This window comes from Streptomyces sp. AHU1 (genome assembly GCF_045343905.1).
GTDB lineage: Bacteria > Actinomycetota > Actinomycetes > Streptomycetales > Streptomycetaceae > Streptomyces > Streptomyces triticiradicis.
Genome location: NZ_CP174283.1, coordinates 8,863,494 through 8,882,987, shown reverse-complemented (window position 1 = coordinate 8,882,987; position 19,494 = coordinate 8,863,494). Strand labels below are relative to the sequence as shown.

At 72.1% G+C, this 19,494-nt stretch carries 1 pseudogene; it reads right to left on the bottom strand.

Annotated elements, in window-relative coordinates:
• Positions 1 to 126: 126 nt before the first annotated feature.
• Positions 127 to 19,491 (bottom strand): annotated as a pseudogene (locus tag ACICHK_RS39005) (type I polyketide synthase); the annotation flags it as partial.
• Between the last annotated feature and the right edge of the window lie 3 nt (positions 19,492 to 19,494).

Below are 19,494 nucleotides of genomic sequence, written 5' to 3'. Positions count from 1 at the left end.
GCCGGCCACGGCTGCGAGGCCGTCGCTTCCGAGCATGCGGCGGTGAGGGCCGGGCGTGATCGCCCGGCCCTCACCGCCCGCGAATGCCCGGACAGGCACCCGCTGCCACGGTGCGCTCCTCGGTCCTCAGTTCAGGCCCAGCTCGTCGTCGAGCATGCGGAACATGTCGTCGTCGGTGGCCGACTCGACATCGAAGCCCCCTTCTTCCTCTCGACCTGCCGCCTCCTCTCGACCTGCCGCCCACCTGCTGCGGAGCAGTTCCAGCCGGCCGGCGATCTGGCGGTGCAGGCGCTCGTCGTCCACCGCGGTCCCGTCCAGCGCGCGCTCCAGCCGATCCAGATCCGCCAGCAGCGCGGCCGGACCGGTGGGTTCGTCGGCGACGAGCCTGGGCAGCAGGTGGTCGACCAGATCACCCGGGGTCGGGTAGTCGAACAGCAGCGCCGCAGGCAGCCGTTGCCCGATCTCCGCACCGATCCTGTTGCGGAACTCCACAGCGATCAGCGAGTCGAACCCGAGGTCCTGGAACCGCCGGTCCGGTGAGAGCTCCGCCGCGTCGCCGTGTCCGAGGACGGCGGCGGCATGCCGACGGATCAGCTCGAGCACCAGCTCCGGCCGGTCGGCGGGCGCGGCCGCGCCAAGTGCCGCGACGATCCCGCCTCCGGCGTGCGCGGTGGCCGCCGTACGGCGGGCCGGGGTGCGGGTGAGGCCGCGTAGCAGTGCCGGTACTTCGCCGGTAGTCCGCAGTGCGGTCAGGTCCAGTTTCACCGGCACCATCGCCGGGCCGGTCGCGGTGTCGAGCAGGGCCAGGGCCTCGGCAGCAGCCAGCGGCAGCACACCCGAACGCCGCATCCGCGCCACATCCGCCGCGGCCAGCTGCCCGGTCATGCCCGCGCCCTGCTCCCACGGACCCCACGCCAGCGACACACCCGACCAGCCCAGAGCCCGACGATGAACCGCCAGCGCATCCAGGAACGCGTTGGCCGCCGCATAGTTCGCCTGACCGGCCGCACCGAACACACCCGCCACCGACGAGAACACCACGAACCGATCCACATCCCCGACCAGTTCATGCAGATGCCACGCCGCATCCGCCTTCGGCCCCAGCACCCCATCCAGCCGCTGCGGCGTCAACGACTCCAGCACACCGTCGTCCAGCACCCCGGCCGCATGCACCACACCCGACACCACACGCCCGTCCAGCACCTTCGCCAACGCCGCCCGGTCCCCCACATCACACGCCACCACCTCGGCCTGCGCCCCCAGCCCGGCGAGCTCGGCCACCAGCTCCGCCACACCCTCCGCCGCAGGACCACGCCGACTCAGCAAAAGCAGCCTGCGCACACCGTGTTCGGCCACCACATGCCGCGCCACCAACGCACCCAGACCACCCGTACCACCAGTGATCACCACCAGCCCATCGGCATCCCAGGACCGACCCTCACCCTTATCGGCCCCGGCCCCGGCTCGGACCAAGCGGGCGGCGAACGCCTCACCCCCACGCACCACCACCTCCGGCTCATCCGTGACAACCGGCTCCCCGCCACCCTCCACATCCACCAGCCAGAACCGACCCGGCAACTCCCGCTGCGCCGACCGCACCAGACCCCACACCACCGCCGCAGCCGGATCCGCACCACTGACCACACCCCGGGTCACGAACACCACCCGCGAACCCGGCTCCCGCACCAACTCCAACGCCCGAACCGCCAACACATGCGCCGACGCCACCACATCAACGCCACCCACCAACTCCACAACCCGCACATCACCCACCTCGACCGCCGGCACCGACACCGACCACTCCACCCGATACAAGGAGTCGACCTGGCCGAACTGATCCGGCGTGACGGTACGCAACGTGAGCGCATCGGCGTTGAGGACGAGGGCGCCCGCCGGGTCGACCGCGGTCAGCGACGCGGTGTCGCCGTCGACGACCAGCCGGACCCGCAGTGCTGTGGCGCCGGTCGCGTGCAGGGAAACGCCCTCCCAGGAGAACGGCACCCGGCTCGGCTCGCCATGTGCGGTCGTGCCGAGGGTGTGCAGGGCGGCGTCGAACAGCGCCGGGTGCAAGCCGTACTGTCCCGACATGTGGTCGGACAGTTCGACCTCGGCGAACAGCGCGCCGTCGGCGGCGCGCCAGACCGACCGCAAGCCCTGGAACGCCGGTCCGTAGTCGAAACCGAGCTCCAGCACGCGATCGTAGAAGCCGTCGAGCGACAGGGGTTCCGCACCGGCCGGTGGCCACGCGCCGAGGTCGGCGGCGGGCCTGGCGCCCTGGCCCAGGGTGCCGGTGGCATGCTGCGTCCACGGGCCGTCCGTGCCGTCGGGCCGGGAGAAGACAGCGATCCGGCCGGTCCCGTCGACCGAGACCTGAAGGGCGACGCTGCCCTTCTCCGGCAGCACCAGCGGCGCCGCCATGGTCAGTTCCTCGATCTGCTGGAGACCGAGTTCGTCCCCGGCGCGCAGCGCCAGCTCCACGAAACCGGTGCCGGGGAACAGGATCCGGCCGTGTACGACGTGATCCGCCAACCACGGCTGCGTCCGCAGCGACAGCCGACCGGTGAGGACCACGCCGTCGCCGTCGGCCAGTGCCACAACGGAGTGGAGAAGCGGGTGGCCGGCCGTCGAAGGCGCTGCGTCCGACGGCTGCGGCCAGAACCGTTCGTGCTGGAAGGCGTACGTCGGCAGTTCGACCCGGCGGGCGCCCGTGCCGGCGAAGAACGCCTCCCAGTCCACCCCGACCCCATGCGCGTGCAGCACCGCCAGCGCCGTCACCGCCGACGTCTCCTCGTCCCGGTCCCGGCGCAGTGCGGGAACCGTGGTGACGGCCGCCGTCTCCTGGATCATCGCCGACAAGGTCCCGTCCGGCCCCAGCTCCAAAAACGTCCCCACACCGTCGTCCACCATCGCCCGCACCGCGTCGGCGAACCGCACGGCTTCACGCACATGCCGCACCCAGTACGCCGGATCCGTCGGATCACCCGACACCAGCCGGACCACCGGCTCACGGAACTCGATCCCCTCGAGCGCGGCCGCGAACTCGGCCAGCATCGGATCCATCAACGGCGAATGAAACGCATGCGACACCGACAACCGCCTGTGCCGCCAACCCAACCCAGACACCCGCCGCGCAACACTTTCGACCGCGTCTTCCGTACCCGCCACCACCACCGACGACGGGCCGTTGACCGCGGCGACGGACACCCCGTCGGTCAGCAGACCACGCACATCGGCCTCGGCGGCGGACACCGCGAGCATTGCCCCACCCGCCGGCAGCCCGTCCATCAAAGCGGCCCGCGCACGCACCAGCCGGCACGCATCCGCCAGCGACAACACACCCGCCACATGCGCGGCCACGATCTCCCCCAGCGAATGCCCGGCCACCACCTCGGGCCGCACACCCCACGACTCCACCAACCGGAACAACGCCACCTCCAGCGCGAACAACGCCGGCTGCGACCACCCCGTCCGGTCCAACACATCAGCATCCGCGCCCCACATCACCTCCCGCACATCAGCCCCCAACTCCGCGACCACCGCGTCAAAGGCCGCCGCGAACACCGGGAACCGGCCATACAGCCCACGCCCCATCCCCAACCGCTGCGCGCCCTGACCCGTGAACACCACCCCCAACCGGCCATCACCAGCCACCCCCTCCACCACAGCCACCGACAGCTCGTCCCTGGTCCGGCCGACCAGCACCGCCCGGTGCTCGAATCCCGACCGGGTCGTCGCCAACGAGTAGCCGATGTCCAGCGGCCGTCCGTGACTGCGGGCGAGCCGCGCGACCTGCTCCTTCAAAGCGGCCGCTGTCTTGCCCGCCACCACCCACGGCACCACGACATCGGCAGACTCTGGCTCGACCGGGTTGACGAGGTGCTGTTCGAGGACGGTGTGAGCATTGGTGCCCGAGATCCCGAACGACGACACCGCCGCCCGCCGCGGCCGCTCCACCACCGGCCAGGCGGTGTTCTCCGTGACGAGGTCGACGTCACCGACGGTCCAGTCCACATGGGACGACGGCAGGTCCGCGTGCAAGGTCCGGGGCACAAGGCCGTTACGCATGGCCATGACCATCTTGATCACACCGGCGACGCCGGCGGCGGCCTGGGTGTGCCCGATGTTCGACTTCACCGAACCCAGCAACAACGGCGTCCCACGACCCTGCCCGTACGTCGCCAACAACGCCTGCGCCTCGATCGGATCACCCAACGTCGTACCCGTGCCGTGACCCTCCACGACATCCACGTCGAGCGGCGACAGACCGGCCCCGGCGAGAGCCTGCCGGATCACCCTCTGCTGGGACGGCCCGTTCGGCGCGGTCAGGCCGTTCGACGCGCCGTCCTGGTTCACCGCCGAACCCCGCACCACCGCGAGCACCGGATGGCCGAGCCGCCGTGCGTCCGACAGGCGCTCCACCACCAGCATGCCGACACCCTCGGACCACCCGACACCATCGGCGGAGTCAGCGAACGCCTTGCACCGTCCGTCTGCCGACATTCCTCGCTGCCGCGAGAACTCCACGAACAGCTCCGGGGTGGACAGCACGGTCACCCCGCCGGCCAGTGCCAGATCGCAGTCACCCGACCGCAACGCCTGGGCCGCCCAGTGCAGGGCCACCAACGAGGACGAACACGCCGTGTCGACCGTGACCGCCGGACCCTCCAGGCCCAGCGAGTAGGCCACGCGCCCGGAGGCCACGCTGGCCGAGCTGCCGTTGCCGCGGAAGCCCTCGAACTCGGGGGCGTTCAGCAGGTCGGAGTAGTCGCCGTACATGACGCCGGCGAACACACCGGTGCGGCTGCCCCGCAGCGACACCGGATCCATGCCCGCCCGCTCCAGCGCCTCCCACGACGTCTCCAGCAACAGACGCTGCTGCGCGTCCGTCGCCATGGCTTCCCGAGGACTCATGCCGAAGAACGCGGCATCAAAGTCCCCTGCCTCGTGCAGGAACCCGCCGGATCGGGTGTAGGACGTGCCGGTGTGTTCCGCATCGGGGTGGTAGAGGGCGTCGAGATCCCAGCCGCGGTCGTCCGGGAAGTCACCGATGGCGTCGACGCCCTCGCTGACCAGCTGCCACAGGTCCTCCGGCGACCGCACCCCACCCGGATAGCGGCACGCCATGCCCACGATGACGACCGGATCGTCGGAGAGCGACGGCAGTGCGCCGACTGGAACCTGGGTCTGCTCAGCGGTGCCGAGCAATTCATCGAGCAGGTGGTGCGCGAGCGTGGCCGAGGTCGGGTAGTCGAACACCAGGGTCGCCGGCAGCCGTAACCCGGTGGCCGCCGACAAGCCGTTGCGCAACTCCACCGCCGTCAACGAGTCGAGGCCCAGTTCCTGGAACGAGCGCTCCGGATCGACCAGTGAGCCGTCCACGTGCCCGAGCACGGTCGCCGCCCGCCCACGCACCAGGTCGAGCACCAGGTCGGTGCGGGCCTCGGCGGGCAGGCCGGCCAGGCGGTGCGCGAGGTCACCGGCCTCGCCGGTGCGTGCGACACCACGGAGGGATGGGGTGCGGACGAGACCGCGCAGTAGTGCCGGTACTTCGCCGGTAGTCCGCAGTGCGGTCAGGTCCAGTTTCACCGGCACCATCGCCGGGCCGGTCGCCGCGTCGAACAGGGCCAGGGCCTCGACAGCAGCCAGCGGCAGCACACCCGAACGCCGCATCCGCGCCACATCCGCCGCGGCCAGCTGCCCGGTCATGCCCGCGCCCTGCTCCCACGGACCCCACGCCAGCGACACACCCGACCAGCCCAGAGCCCGACGATGAACCGCCAACGCATCCAAAAACGCATTGGCCGCCGCATAGTTCGCCTGACCCGCAGCACCGAACACACCCGCCACCGACGAGAACACCACGAACCGATCCACATCCCTGACCAGCTCATGCAGATGCCACGCCGCATCCGCCTTCGGCCCCAGCACCCCATCCAGCCGCTGCGGCGTCAACGACTCCAGCACACCGTCGTCCAGCACCCCGGCCGCATGCACCACACCCGACACCACACGCCCGTCCAGCACCTTCGCCAACGCCGCCCGGTCCCCCACATCACACGCCACCACCTCGGCCTGCGCCCCCAGCCCGGCCAACTCGGCCACCAGCTCCGCCACACCCTCCGCCGCAGGACCACGCCGACTCAGCAAAAGCAGCCTGCGCACACCGTGTTCGGCCACCACATGCCGCGCCACCAACGCACCCAGACCACCCGTACCACCAGTGATCACCACCAGCCCATCGGCATCCCAGGACCGACCCTCACCCTCATCGGCCCCGGCCCCGGCTCGGACCAAGCGGGCGGCGAACGCCTCACCCCCACGCACCACCACCTCCGGCTCATCCGTGACAACCGGCTCCCCGCCACCCTCCACATCCACCAGCCAGAACCGACCCGGCAACTCCCGCTGCGCCGACCGCACCAGACCCCACACCACCGCCGCAGCCGGATCCGCACCACTGACCACACCCCGGGTCACGAACACCACCCGCGAACCCGGCTCCCGCACCAACTCCAACGCCCGAACCGCCAACACATGCGCCGACGCCACCACATCAACGCCACCCACCAACTCCACAACCCGCACATCACCCACCTCGACCGCCGGCACCGACACCGACCACTCCACCCGATACAAGGAGCGGACTCGATCCACATATTCGGGGGCGCGCAGGTGCAGCGTGCCGACCGTCGCGACCGACCTACCGGTGCCGTCGGCGACCGCGATCCCGATACCGGCGGACGCGGAACCGCTCAGTCGCACCCGTACGGTGGCCGCGCCGCTCGCGTGCAGTCCCACGCCCGTCCACGCGTACGGCAGCAGCGTGCCGGGCTCGGCGCCCTCGAGGAACGCGGCCCCGTGGAGCACGGCGTCGAGCAGCGCGGGGTGGATGCCGAAGGCCGCCACGTCTCGGGCCCGCTCCGGCAGTGTGACCTCGGCGAACACGTCGTCCCCGACGCGCCAGGCAGCGGTCAAGCCCTGGAAGGTCGGGCCGTAGTCGGTCCCGTCGTAGAAGCCGGTGAGGTCGAGCGCGACGGCTCCGGTCGGCGGCCAGCGCTCCGCGTCCCAGGCCGGTTCGACGGCCGTCGCACGGAGGACGCCGGTCGCATGCCGGATCCATTCCTCTCCGTCGCGGGAGAAGACGTCGAGTTCGGCGCGGCCGTTCGCGTCGGGCTCCGAAACCCTCACCCGCACGGGAACCGCACCCGTTTCGGGCAGCTCCAGCGGGACGGACAGCGTCAGTTCCTCGATCTGCTGGAGACCGAGTTCGTCCCCGGCGCGCAGCGCCAGCTCCACGAAACCGGTGCCGGGGAACAGAACCTGGCCGTGTACGACGTGATCCGCCAACCACGGCTGCGTCCGCAGCGACAGCCGACCGGTGAGGATGACGCCTCCGCCGTCCGGCAGCTCGACGGCGGCGCCGAGCAGCGGGTGCTCCACGGACTCGAGCCCGGCCCCGGACACGTCTCCGGTGGCACTGGTGCGCTCCGGCCAGAACCGTTCGTGCTGGAAGGGGTAGGTGGGCAGTTCGACCCGGCGGGCGCCCGTACCCGCGAAGAATGCCTGCCAGTCCACGGCCACCCCGTGCGCGAACACCCCGGCCACGGCTGCGACCGCCGATGTCTCCTCATCACGATCGCGCCGCAGCATCGGCACGGTCGTCACTCCGGCGATCTCCTGGATCATCGCCGACAAGGTCCCGTCCGGCCCCAGCTCCAAAAACGTCCCCACACCGTCGTCGACCATCGCCCGCACCGCGTCGGCGAACCGCACGGCTTCACGCACATGCCGCACCCAGTACGCCGGATCCGTCGGATCACCTGACACAAGCCGGATCACCGGCTCACGGAACTCGATCCCCTCGAGCGCGGCCGCGAACTCGGCCAGCATCGGATCCATCAACGGCGAATGAAACGCATGCGACACCGACAACCGCCTGTGCCGCCAACCCAACTCAGACACCCGCCGCGCAACACTTTCGACCGCGTCTTCCGTACCCGCCACCACCACCGACGACGGGCCGTTGACCGCGGCGACGGACACCCCATCGGTCAGCAGACCACGCACATCGGCCTCGGCGGCGGACACCGCGAGCATTGCCCCGCCCGTCGGCAGCCCGTCCATCAACCGCGCACGCGCACGCACCAACCGGCACGCATCCCCCAGCGAGAACACACCCGCCACATGCGCGGCCACCACCTCGCCCAGCGAGTGCCCGGCCACCACCTCGGGCCGCACACCCCACGACTCCACCAACCGGAACAACGCCACCTCCAGCGCGAACAACGCCGGCTGCGACCACCCCGTCCGGTCCAACACATCAGCATCCGCGCCCCACATCACCTCCCGGACGTCCTCACCCAGCTCCGCCATCACCGCGTCGAAAGCCGCCGCGAACACCGGGAACCGGGCATACAGCTCACGCCCCATCCCCAGCCGCTGCGCGCCCTGGCCCGTGAACACCACCCCCAACCGGCCATCACCAGCCACCCCCTCCACCGCAGCCGCCGACAGCTCGTCCCTGGTCCGTCCGACCGAAACCAGACGGTGGTCGAACCGCGACCGCGACAACAGGGAGTACGCCACGTCCAGCGGCCGAGCCGAAACCTCCGCCAGCCGGGCCAACTGCCCACGGGCAGCCGCCCCGGACCGGCCGCACACCAGCCACGGCACCACGGCATCCCCGACCGCCGGCTCAACGACCTCAACAACCTCACCGACCTGAGCAACCGGGGCCTGCTCCAAGATTGTGTGCGCGTTCGTCCCCGAGATCCCGAACGACGACACCGCCGCCCGCCGCGGCCGCTCCACCACCGGCCACGGGCTCGCCTCGGTCACCAGCTCGACGTCACCGGCTTCCCAGTTCACGTGTGACGAGGGGTGGTCCACGTGCAAGGTCCGCGGCGCAACACCGTGGCGCAGCGCGAGGACCATCTTGATCACACCGGCGACGCCGGCGGCGGCCTGGGTGTGTCCGATGTTCGACTTCACCGAACCCAGCAACAACGGCGTCCCACGCCCCTGCCCGTACGTCGCCAACAGCGCCTGCGCCTCGATCGGATCACCCAGCGTCGTCCCCGTGCCGTGACCCTCCACGACATCCACGTCCGCGGATGACAGCCCCGCGCTCGCCAGTGCCTGCCGGATCACGCGCTGTTGCGAAGGGCCGTTCGGCGCGGTCAGGCCGTTCGACGCGCCGTCCTGGTTCACCGCCGAACCCCGCACCACCGCGAGCACCTCGTGACCGTTGCGGACGGCATCGGAGAGCCGCTCCACCACCAGCATGCCGACACCCTCGGACCACCCGACACCGTCGGCGGAGTCGGCGAAGGACCGGCAGCGGCCATCGACGGACATACCCCGCTGGCGGGAGAAGTCGACGAACAGGTTCGGGGTGGACAGCACGGTCACCCCGCCGGCCAGCGCCAGATCGCAGTCACCCGACCGCAACGCCTGGGCCGCCCAGTGCAGCGCCACCAGCGAGGACGAACACGCCGTGTCGACCGTGACCGCCGGACCCTCGAAGCCGAAGGTGTAGGCGACGCGGCCGGACGCCACGCTCGGTGCGCTGCCGTTGCCGCGGTACCCCTCGAACTCCGGGGTGTTCAGCAGTTCCGAGTAGTCGCTGTACATGACGCCGGCGAACACACCGGTGCGGCTGCCCCGCAGCGACACCGGATCCATGCCCGCCCGCTCCAGCGCCTCCCACGACGTCTCCAGCAACAGACGCTGCTGCGCGTCCGTGGCGAGCGCCTCCCGGGGGCTCATGCCGAAGAACTCCGCGTCGAACTCCCCCGCGTCGTGCAGGAAACCCGCCTCACGCGCGTACGAGGTGCCGAGGTGGTCGGGGTCGGGGTCGTACAGGCCGTCGAGGTCCCAGCCCCGGTTGTCCGGGAACGCCGACACGGCGTCCACCTCGTCGGTGACCAGCCGCCACAGGTCCTCCGGCGACCGCACCCCACCCGGATACCGGCACGCCATACCCACGATCACCACCGGGTCGTCGGACACGGGCGGCAGTGACGCGACCGGCGTCTGCGCCGGCTCGATCCCGAGCAGTTCCCCGACCAGGTGGGCCGCTAGCCCGGCGGAGGTCGGGTAGTCGAACACGAGCGTCGCCGGCAGCCGTAACCCGGTGGCCGCCGACAAACCGTTGCGCAACTCCACCGCCGTCAGCGAATCCATGCCCAGTTCCTGGAACGAGCGCGCCGGATCCACCGACACCGAGGCGTCGTAGCCCAGCACGGCCGCCACCCGGCCACGGACCAGGTCGAGCACGACCTCCGTGCGGTCGGCCTCCGGGAGCGCCGCGAGGCGGCGGGCCAGGCCGTCGGCCACCTCCCCTCCGTGCGCCGCGATCCGCCGGTCCCGCACGCGCACGAGTCCGCGCAGCAAGGCGGGCACCTCGCCACGTGTCCGCACCGCCGCCAGATCGAGCAGCACGGGCGACACCACCGCCTCGTCCGGCACGGACAGGGCCGCGTCGAACAGCGCCATGCCCTGCTCGACCGTCAGCGGCGGCACGCCTTCACGGGCGAGGCGGGCGCGGTCGGCGTCGGTGAGCCCGGCGGTCATGCCGGTCTCGGGCGCCCACGCGCCCCACGCGAGCGACAGGCCGGGCAGCCCGTGGGCACGGCGGTGGGCGGCGAGGGCGTCGAGGAACGCGTTGCCCGCCGCGTAATTGCCCTGGCCGGCCGCGCCGAGGATGCCGGCGACCGAGGAGAAGAGCACGAAGGCGTCTAGGTCGGTGGTCAGCTCGTGCAGGTGCCAGGCGGCATCCGCCTTCACTCGCAACACCGTGGCGAGGCGTTCGGGCGTGAGGGAGTCGATGACACCGTCGTCCAGCACGCCGGCGGCGTGCACGACGGCACGCAGCGGGTGCCCGGCCGACACGGTGGCAAGTGCCGCGGCCAGTGCCTCCCGGTCCGTCACGTCGCAGGCGAGGACCGTCGCGGTGGCACCGAGTCCTGTCAGATCGGCGACCAATTCGGTGGCGCCCTCGGCATCGGGTCCGCGGCGACTGAGCAGCAGCAGGTGCCGCACGCCGTGCTCGGCGACGAGGTGCCGTGCCAGGCTCGCACCGAGCCCGCCGGTGCCACCCGTGATCAGGACCGTGCCGTCGGCGTCCCAGTCCGTGCTCGCGGCGGGGGCGGTGAGGCGGGCGAGCCGAGCGGCCCGGACCTCGCCGTCCCGCACGCGCACCTGGGGCTCGTCGGTGGCGAGGACCGCGCCCAGCGGCAGTGGTCCGTGGTCGGCGTCGACGAGGACGAAGCGGCCGGGGTTCTCGGTCTGGGCGGACCGCACGAGACCCCACGGCGCGGCCGTGGCCGGATCGGCGCCGTCGATGACGAACACCAGCCGGGTCCCGTCGGACGACACGTCGGACGCGAGCCGACGCTGGAGCAGGCTCAGCACACGGGTGGCGAGGTCGTGGGTTCCGGTGAGCACGTCGCCGTCGGCGGCGAGAGGTACGACGACGGCGTCGGGGGTACCGGGGGCGTCGCCGAGCGAGGCCAGGTCGACGGCGGCCGAGACGGTGACGCCCGCCGAACGCAACCGGTCGGCGACACCGCTCGGGTCGTCGCCGAGCACGACGGCGGTCACCGGCTCGTTGCCGGCGCGTACCCGTGCCGACCAGTCGATCCGGTAGAGCGCGTCGGTGCCGGGGCCGACCTGGTCGGCGGCGACCTCGCGGAACACGAGCGAGTCGACGGTGGCAACCATGTTGCCGGCTGTGTCGGCGGCGGTGATGGTGACGCCGTCGGCGGGATCGCCGGTCAGGACCACGCGCAGCGCGGCGGCCGCCGAGGCATGCAGGGTCACGCCCTCCCAGGCGAACGGGAGCACACTGCGATCGGTGTCGCCGGTCAACGACGCCGCGTGCAGAACCGCGTCCAGCAACGCCGGGTGCAGACCGTACGCGTCGGCCTGGCCGGCCGTCCGGTCCGGCAGCACGACCTCCGCGTAGACATCGCCGCCGTGGCGCCAGGCGGCCGTCAGACCGCGGAACATCGGGCCGTAGCCGAAGCCGAGGCCGGCGAGCCGCTCGTAGAAGCCGTCCAGGGCGATGGCTTCCGCACCGGCCGGCGGCCACGTGGAGAAGTCGGCCGTGGCGGCCTCGGAGGTGGCCAGGGCGCCGAACGCGTGCTGTGTCCAGGGACCGTCGGTGTGTTCGGGGCGGGAAAACACGCCGAAGGCGGTGCCGTCGACCCTCACCTGTACGTGCACCGCGCCGGTTTCGGGCAGAACGAGCGGGACCGCCAGGGTCAGCTCCTCGATCCGGTCGAGCCCGACCTCGTCGCCAGCGCGCAGCGCCAGCTCGACGAACCCGGTGCCGGGGAACAGGACCTGGCCGTGCACGGCATGATCCGCCAGCCACGGCACGGACCGCACGGACAGCCGCCCGGTGAGCACGGTGACCTCGCCGCCGGCAACGGCAACGGCCGCGCCCAGCAAGGGATGTTCGACCGAAGCGAGGCCCGCGCCGGACACGTCCCCGGTGACACCGGTCCGCTCGGGCCAGAACCGTTCGTGCTGGAAGGGGTAGGTGGGCAGTTCGACCCGGCGGGCGCCCGTGTCGGCGAAGAACGCCTCCCAGTCCACGGCCACCCCGTGCGCGAACACACCGGCCAGGGCGGTGACCGCCGACGTTTCCTCGTCCCGGCCACGCCGCAGCATCGGCACGGTCGTCACCCCGGCGATCTCCTGGATCATCGCCGACAGCGTCCCGTCCGGCCCCAGCTCCAAAAACGTCCCCACACCGTCGTCCACCATCGCCCGCACCGCGTCGGCGAACCGCACCGCCTCACGCACATGCCGCACCCAGTACGCCGGATCCGTCGGATCACCCGACACCAGCCGGACCACCGGCTCACGGAACTCGATCCCCTCGAGCGCGGCCGCGAACTCGGCCAGCATCGGATCCATCAACGGCGAATGAAACGCATGCGACACCGACAACCGCCTGTGCCGCCAACCCAACCCAGACACCCGCCGCGCAACACTTTCGACCGCGTCTTCCGTACCCGCCACCACCACCGACGACGGGCCGTTGACCGCGGCGACGGACACCCCATCGGTCAGCAGACCACGCACATCGGCCTCGGCGGCGGACACCGCGAGCATTGCCCCACCCGCCGGCAGCCCGTCCATCAACCGCGCACGCGCACGCACCAACCGGCACGCATCCCCCAGCGAGAACACACCCGCCACATGCGCCGCCACCACCTCGCCCAGCGAGTGCCCGGCCACCACCTCGGGCCGCACACCCCACGACTCCACCAACCGGAACAACGCCACCTCCAGCGCGAACAACGCCGGCTGCGACCACCCCGTCCGGTCCAACACATCAGCATCCGCGCCCCACATCACCTCCCGGACGTCCTCACCCAGCTCCGCCATCACCGCGTCGAAAGCCGCCGCGAACACCGGGAACCGGGCATACAGCCCACGCCCCATCCCCAGCCGCTGCGCGCCCTGGCCCGTGAACACCACCCCCAACCGGCCATCACCAGCCACCCCCTCCACCGCAGCCGCCGACAGCTCGTCCCTGGTCCGTCCGACCGAAACCAGACGGTGGTCGAACCGCGACCGCGACAACAGGGAGTACGCCACGTCCAGCGGCCGAGCCGAAACCTCCGCCAGCCGGGCCAACTGCCCACGGGCAGCCGCCCCGGACCGGCCGCACACCAGCCACGGCACCACGACATCCCCGACCGCCGGCTCAACGACCTCAACAACCTCACCGACCTGAGCAACCGGGGCCTGCTCCAAAATTGTGTGCGCGTTCGTCCCCGAGATCCCGAACGACGACACCGCCGCCCGCCGCGGCCGCTCCACCACCGGCCACGGGCTCGCCTCGGTCAGTACCGACACCGCGCCCGAGTCCCAGTCCACCCGGGACGACACGTCGCCGACGTGCAGCGTCTTCGGCAGCTCGCCGCTGCGCAGCGCGAGGACCATCTTGATGATGCCCGCGGCGCCGGCGGCGGCCTGGGTGTGCCCGATGTTCGACTTCACCGAACCCAGCAACAACGGCGTCCCACGACCCTGCCCGTACGTCGCCAACAACGCCTGCGCCTCGATCGGATCACCCAGCGACGTACCCGTGCCGTGCGCCTCCACGGCGTCCACTCCGGACGGTTCGAGACCGGCACTGGCCAGCGCGGCCCGGATCACCCGCTGTTGCGAAGGGCCGTTCGGCGCGGTCAGGCCGTTCGACGCGCCGTCCTGGTTCACCGCCGAACCCCGCACCACCGCGAGGACCTCGTGACCGTTGCGGACGGCATCGGACAGCCGCTCGACCACGATCATGCCGATGCCCTCGGACCACCCCGTGCCGTCGGCGTCCTCGGCGAACGCCTTGCACCGGCCGTCCGGCGCCAGCCCGCCCTGCCGGGAGAACTCCACGAACAGCCACGGCGTCGTCATCAGCGTCACACCGCCGACCAGCGCCAGGGAGCATTCACCGCCGCGCAGTGCCTGCGTCGCCCAGTGCAGCGCCACCAGCGAGGACGAGCACGCCGTGTCCACGGTGACCGCCGGTCCTTCCAGACCGAGCGTGTACGAGAGGCGGCCGGACAGCACGCTGGCGGCGAGGCCCGTGCCGGTGTGTCCCTGGTGGCCGGCCTCGGTGCCGGCGAGCACGTCGCCGTAGTCCTGGCCGTTCGTGCCGACGAACACCCCCGAGGAGCTGCCGCGCAACGACAGCGGGTCGATACCCGCCCGTTCCAGTGCCTCCCACGACGTCTCCAACAGGAGTCGTTGCTGCGGGTCCATCGCCATGGCCTCCCGCGGGGAGACCTCGAAGAACTCCGCGTCGAAGCCGGCGATGTCGTGCAGGAAGCCACCCCGCTGGGTGGCGCTGCGGCCCGGTCGGTCGTCCGCGAGTCCGTCCAGGTCCCAGCCACGGTCCGTGGGGAACGGCCCGATCGCGTCGCTGCCCTCGGCCAGCAGCGCCCAGAGGGCCTCCGGCGAGTCGATGCCGTTCGGGAAACGGCACGCCATGCCGACGATGGCGATCGGCTCGTCGGTGACGGTGGCGACCGGTGCCGTGACGGTGGTGCTCGGGCTGTCGAGCAGTTGGGCGAGCAGGAGCTCGGTCACCCGGGCCGGGGTCGGGTGGTCGTAGAGCAGGGACGCGGGCAGGCTGAGCCCGGTCGCCGCGACAAGCCGGTTGCGCAGCTCGACGGAGGCCAGGGAGTCGAAGCCCAGCTTGCCGAACTCGCGGTCCGGCGTGATGTCGCCGGGCATCCTGTGCAGGACCGCCGCCACGGCGCCCCGCACCACACCGGCGACCCGTGCCAGGCGTTGGTCCTGGTCGAGAGCCCGAAGCTCCGCGGCGAGTCCGGACGCCGGAGCGGCGGAGGACTCGGCGAAGCGGCGCGCCTCCGGCAGTGCCGACAGCAGAGGGCGGTGCGGCCGTGGTGTGAGCAGGGTGGCCAGCACGTCGGGGTGGCGCATGTCGAGCACGGTGAGCGTGGGGTCCGGCGCCGTGACGGCCTGCCCGAGCACCGTGAGGGCCAGCCGCGGGTCGAGCGCGGCGGCGCCGACGCCCGTCGCGCTGCCGCCCATGCCGTCCCCGGCCCACGCGCCCCACGCCAGTGAGGTGCCGGGCAGCCCCAGCGCACGGCGGCGCTGGGCGACGGCGTCGAGGACCGCGTTGGCCGCGGCGTAGTTCGCCTGGCCGGGATTGCCGACGGAACCGGCCGCGGAGGAGAACAGGGCGAACACGGAGAGGTCGTGACCGCGGGTCAGTTCGTCCAGCACCAGCGCCGAGGCGGCCTTGGCCCAGAACACCGTCTCGAACTGCTCTCCGTTCAGCCTGGTCAGCACGCCGTCCGCGAGGACGCCGGCCGCGTGGACGACGCCGGTCAGCGGCTGGTCGGTGGGGATCGCCGCGAGGACGGCCGCCATGGCGTCCCGGTCCGCCGTGTCCGCCGCGACCAGGTCCACCTCGACGCCGGAAGCGGTCAATTCGTCGTGCAGCTCCGTGGCGCCCGGCGCCGTGCCACCCCGACGGCTCACCAGCACGAGACGCGCGACACCTCGGTCCGCGAGCCAGCGGGCCACGCACGCGCCGAGCGCACCGGTACCGCCGGTGATGAGCACCGTGCCGGTCGGGGTCCACTCCTGCGGGTCCCCGGCGGGCGCGGGTGTCAGCCGTCGGCCGAGCGCGACGCCCCCGTTGCGGATGGCGACCTCTTCCTCGCCTGCGGGATGCGCGAGCAGGGCGGCACACCGTGTGAGTGCGGCGTCGTCGGGCTCGACGGGCAGGTCGATCACACCGCCCCAGCCGTCCGGGTGCTCGAGCGCGGCGACCCGGCCCAGCCCCCAGACGCCTGCGCGTTCGGGGTGCTCGACGGTGTCGCCCTCGACGGCGGCGACGGCGCCGCGCGTGACCACCCACAGGGGCGCGGTGATGCCGAGCCCGGAGAGCGCGCGGAGCAGCGTGGCCGTGGCGACCGGTCCGGCCGGGTCCTCGGCCAGTAAGGACAGCACGCCCGCGAAGCCCGCGCCCTCCGCGATGGACAGCCGCGCGGCGAGAGCGTCGGCGTCGGCGGTCACCGGTACGTGCACGAGGATCGCGCCCGGACCGGCGGCGCCGGCCACGCGGCTCGCCCAGGTCTCGTCGGCTCCCTCCGGCACGATCACGAGCCAGGTGCCGCGCGGGACGCCGGTGACGGCTCCGGTCAGCGGTGCCCACGTCTCGCGGTGGCGCACGGCATCGAGGTCGCGTTCGGTCCGTCGGCGGCGGCGCCATGCGGCGAGCGCCGGTACCACTCCGGACAGCTCCTCGCCGGTGAGACCGAGGCCGGCGGCGAGGCCGTCGAGGTCCTCGCTCTCGATGGCGTCCCAGAACTCGGCGTCCACCGGGTCGGTCGCGCCCGGCTCGTCATCGGCCGGCTCGGGCCAGTAGTGGTGGTGCTGGAAGGCGTAGGTGGGCAGGTCCACGCGGGTGGCGTGCAGGGGCCCGAAGAACGCTGCCCACTCGACCGGCACTCCGGCCGAGTGCAAGGCGCCGAGCGCGGTGACGACCGACTCCTCCTCGTCCCGGTCCCGGCGCAAGGCGGGAACCGTGGTGACGGCTGCCGTCTCCTGGATCATCGCCGACAGCGTGCCGTCCGGCCCCAGCTCCAGGAACGTACCCACACCGTCATCGACCATCTCCCGCACCGCGTCGGCGAACCGCACCGCCTCACGCACATGCCGCACCCAGTACGCCGGATCCGTCGGATCACCCGACACCAGCCGGATCACCGGCTCACGGAACTCGATCCCCTCGAGCGCGGCCGCGAACTCCTCCAGCATCGGATCCATCAACGGCGAATGAAACGCGTGCGACACCGACAACCGCTTGTGCTTCCAACCCAACGCAGTCGCCCGCACCGCGACACTCTCCACAGCATCGGTCTCACCGGCGACCACCACCGACGTCGGCCCGTTGACAGCGGCGATGGCCACCCCGTCGGTCAGCAGACCACGCACATCCGCCTCCGAAGCCGACACCGCGAGCATCGCCCCACCCGCCGGCAGCCCGTCCATCAAAGCGGCCCGCGCACGCACCAACCGGCACGCATCCCCCAGCGACAACACACCCGCCACATGCGCCGCCACCACCTCCCCCAGCGAATGCCCGGCCACCACCTCGGGCCGCACACCCCACGACTCCACCAACCGGAACAACGCCACCTCCAGCGCGAACAACGCCGGCTGCGACCACCCCGTCCGATTCAACACATCAGGATCCGCGCCCCACATCACCTCCCGGACATCAGCACCCAACTCCGCGACCACCGCGTCAAAGGCCTCCGCGAACACCGGGAACCGGCCATACAGCCCACGCCCCATCCCCAACCGCTGCGCGCCCTGACCCGTGAACACCACCCCCAACCGGCCATCACCAGCCACCCCCTCCACCGAGGTCCAGGCCGTCAACTCCCTCGCCAGCTCGGAGGCGTCCCGTCCGACGAACGCGGCCCGGTGAGCGAGGTGCGCGCGGCCGGTGGCCAGGGTGAGGCCGACGTCCGCCGGATGCGCACCCGCGTCCAGCCGCAATGCCAGCTGCTCCGCCTGCGCGCGCAACGCCGTCGGCGTGTGCCCGGACAGCACCCACGGCACGACCGCGTCGACCGGCGCTTCGTCGGCGCGCGGCTCGGCATCCGGGGCCTGCTCCAGGATCGTGTGCGCGTTGGTGCCGGAGATCCCGAACGACGACACCGCCGCTCGCCGCGGTCGGTCCACCGCCGGCCACGGGCTCGCCTCCGCCGCGAGTGTCACCGCACCCGCCGACCAGTCCACGTGGGACGACGGGGTTTCCGCGTGGAGCGACTTCGGCACGAGCCCGTGCCGCATCGCCATGACCATCTTGATCACACCGGCGACGCCGGCGGCGGCCTGGGTGTGCCCGATGTTCGACTTCACCGAACCCAGCAACAACGGCGTCCCACGACCCTGCCCGTACGTCGCCAACAACGCCTGCGCCTCGATCGGATCACCCAGCGTCGTCCCCGTGCCGTGCGCCTCGACGACGTCCACGTCGGACGCCTGCAGCCCGGCACTGTCCAGCGCCAGCTTGATGACCCGTTGCTGCGAAGGGCCGTTCGGCGCGGTCAGGCCGTTCGACGCGCCGTCCTGGTTCACCGCCGAACCCCGCACCACCGCGAGCACCGGATGGCCGAGCCGCCGTGCGTCCGACAGGCGCTCCAGCACCAGCATGCCCACGCCCTCGGCCCAGCCGGTGCCGTCGGCGGAGTCGGAGAAGGCCTTGCAGCGGCCGTCCGCGGACAAGGCGCGCTGGCGCGAGAACTCCACGAAGGTGCTCGGCGTGGACATCACCGTCACCCCGCCGGCCAGCGCCAGCGTGCAGTCGCCGTTGCGCAGTGCCTGCGCGGCCAGGTGCAGCGTCACCAGCGACGACGAACACGCCGTGTCGACCGTGACCGCCGGCCCCTCCAGCCCCAGTGTGTACGCCACGCGGCCCGAGGCGACGCTGGGCAGGCTGCCGTTGGTGCGGTAGCCCTCGAAGGCGTCGTCGGCGAGCAGTTCCCGGTAGTCGCTGTACATCACCCCCGCGTAGACGCCGGCGCGGCTGCCGCGCAGCGACGCCGGGTCGATGCCCGCCCGCTCCAGCGCCTCCCACGACGTCTCCAGCAACAGACGCTGCTGCGCGTCCGTCGCCATGGCCTCCCGCGGGCTCATCCCGAAGAGCTCGGCGTCGAAGTTCCCCGCGTCGTGGAGGAATCCGCCGGCCCGCGCGTAGGACGTGCCCAGGTGCTCGGGGTCGGTGTCGTAGAGGGTGTCGAGGTCCCAGCCGCGGTTCGCCGGGAACCCGGTGACCGCGTCGGTGCCGTCCACGACCAGCTGCCACAGGTCCTCCGGTGAGCGCACACCGCCCGGGTACCGGCAGGCCATGCCGACCACGGCGATCGGCTCGCGTCCCTTCAGCTCGAGTTCCTCCACGCGCTGGCGGGCGGTGCGCAGGTCGACCGTGAC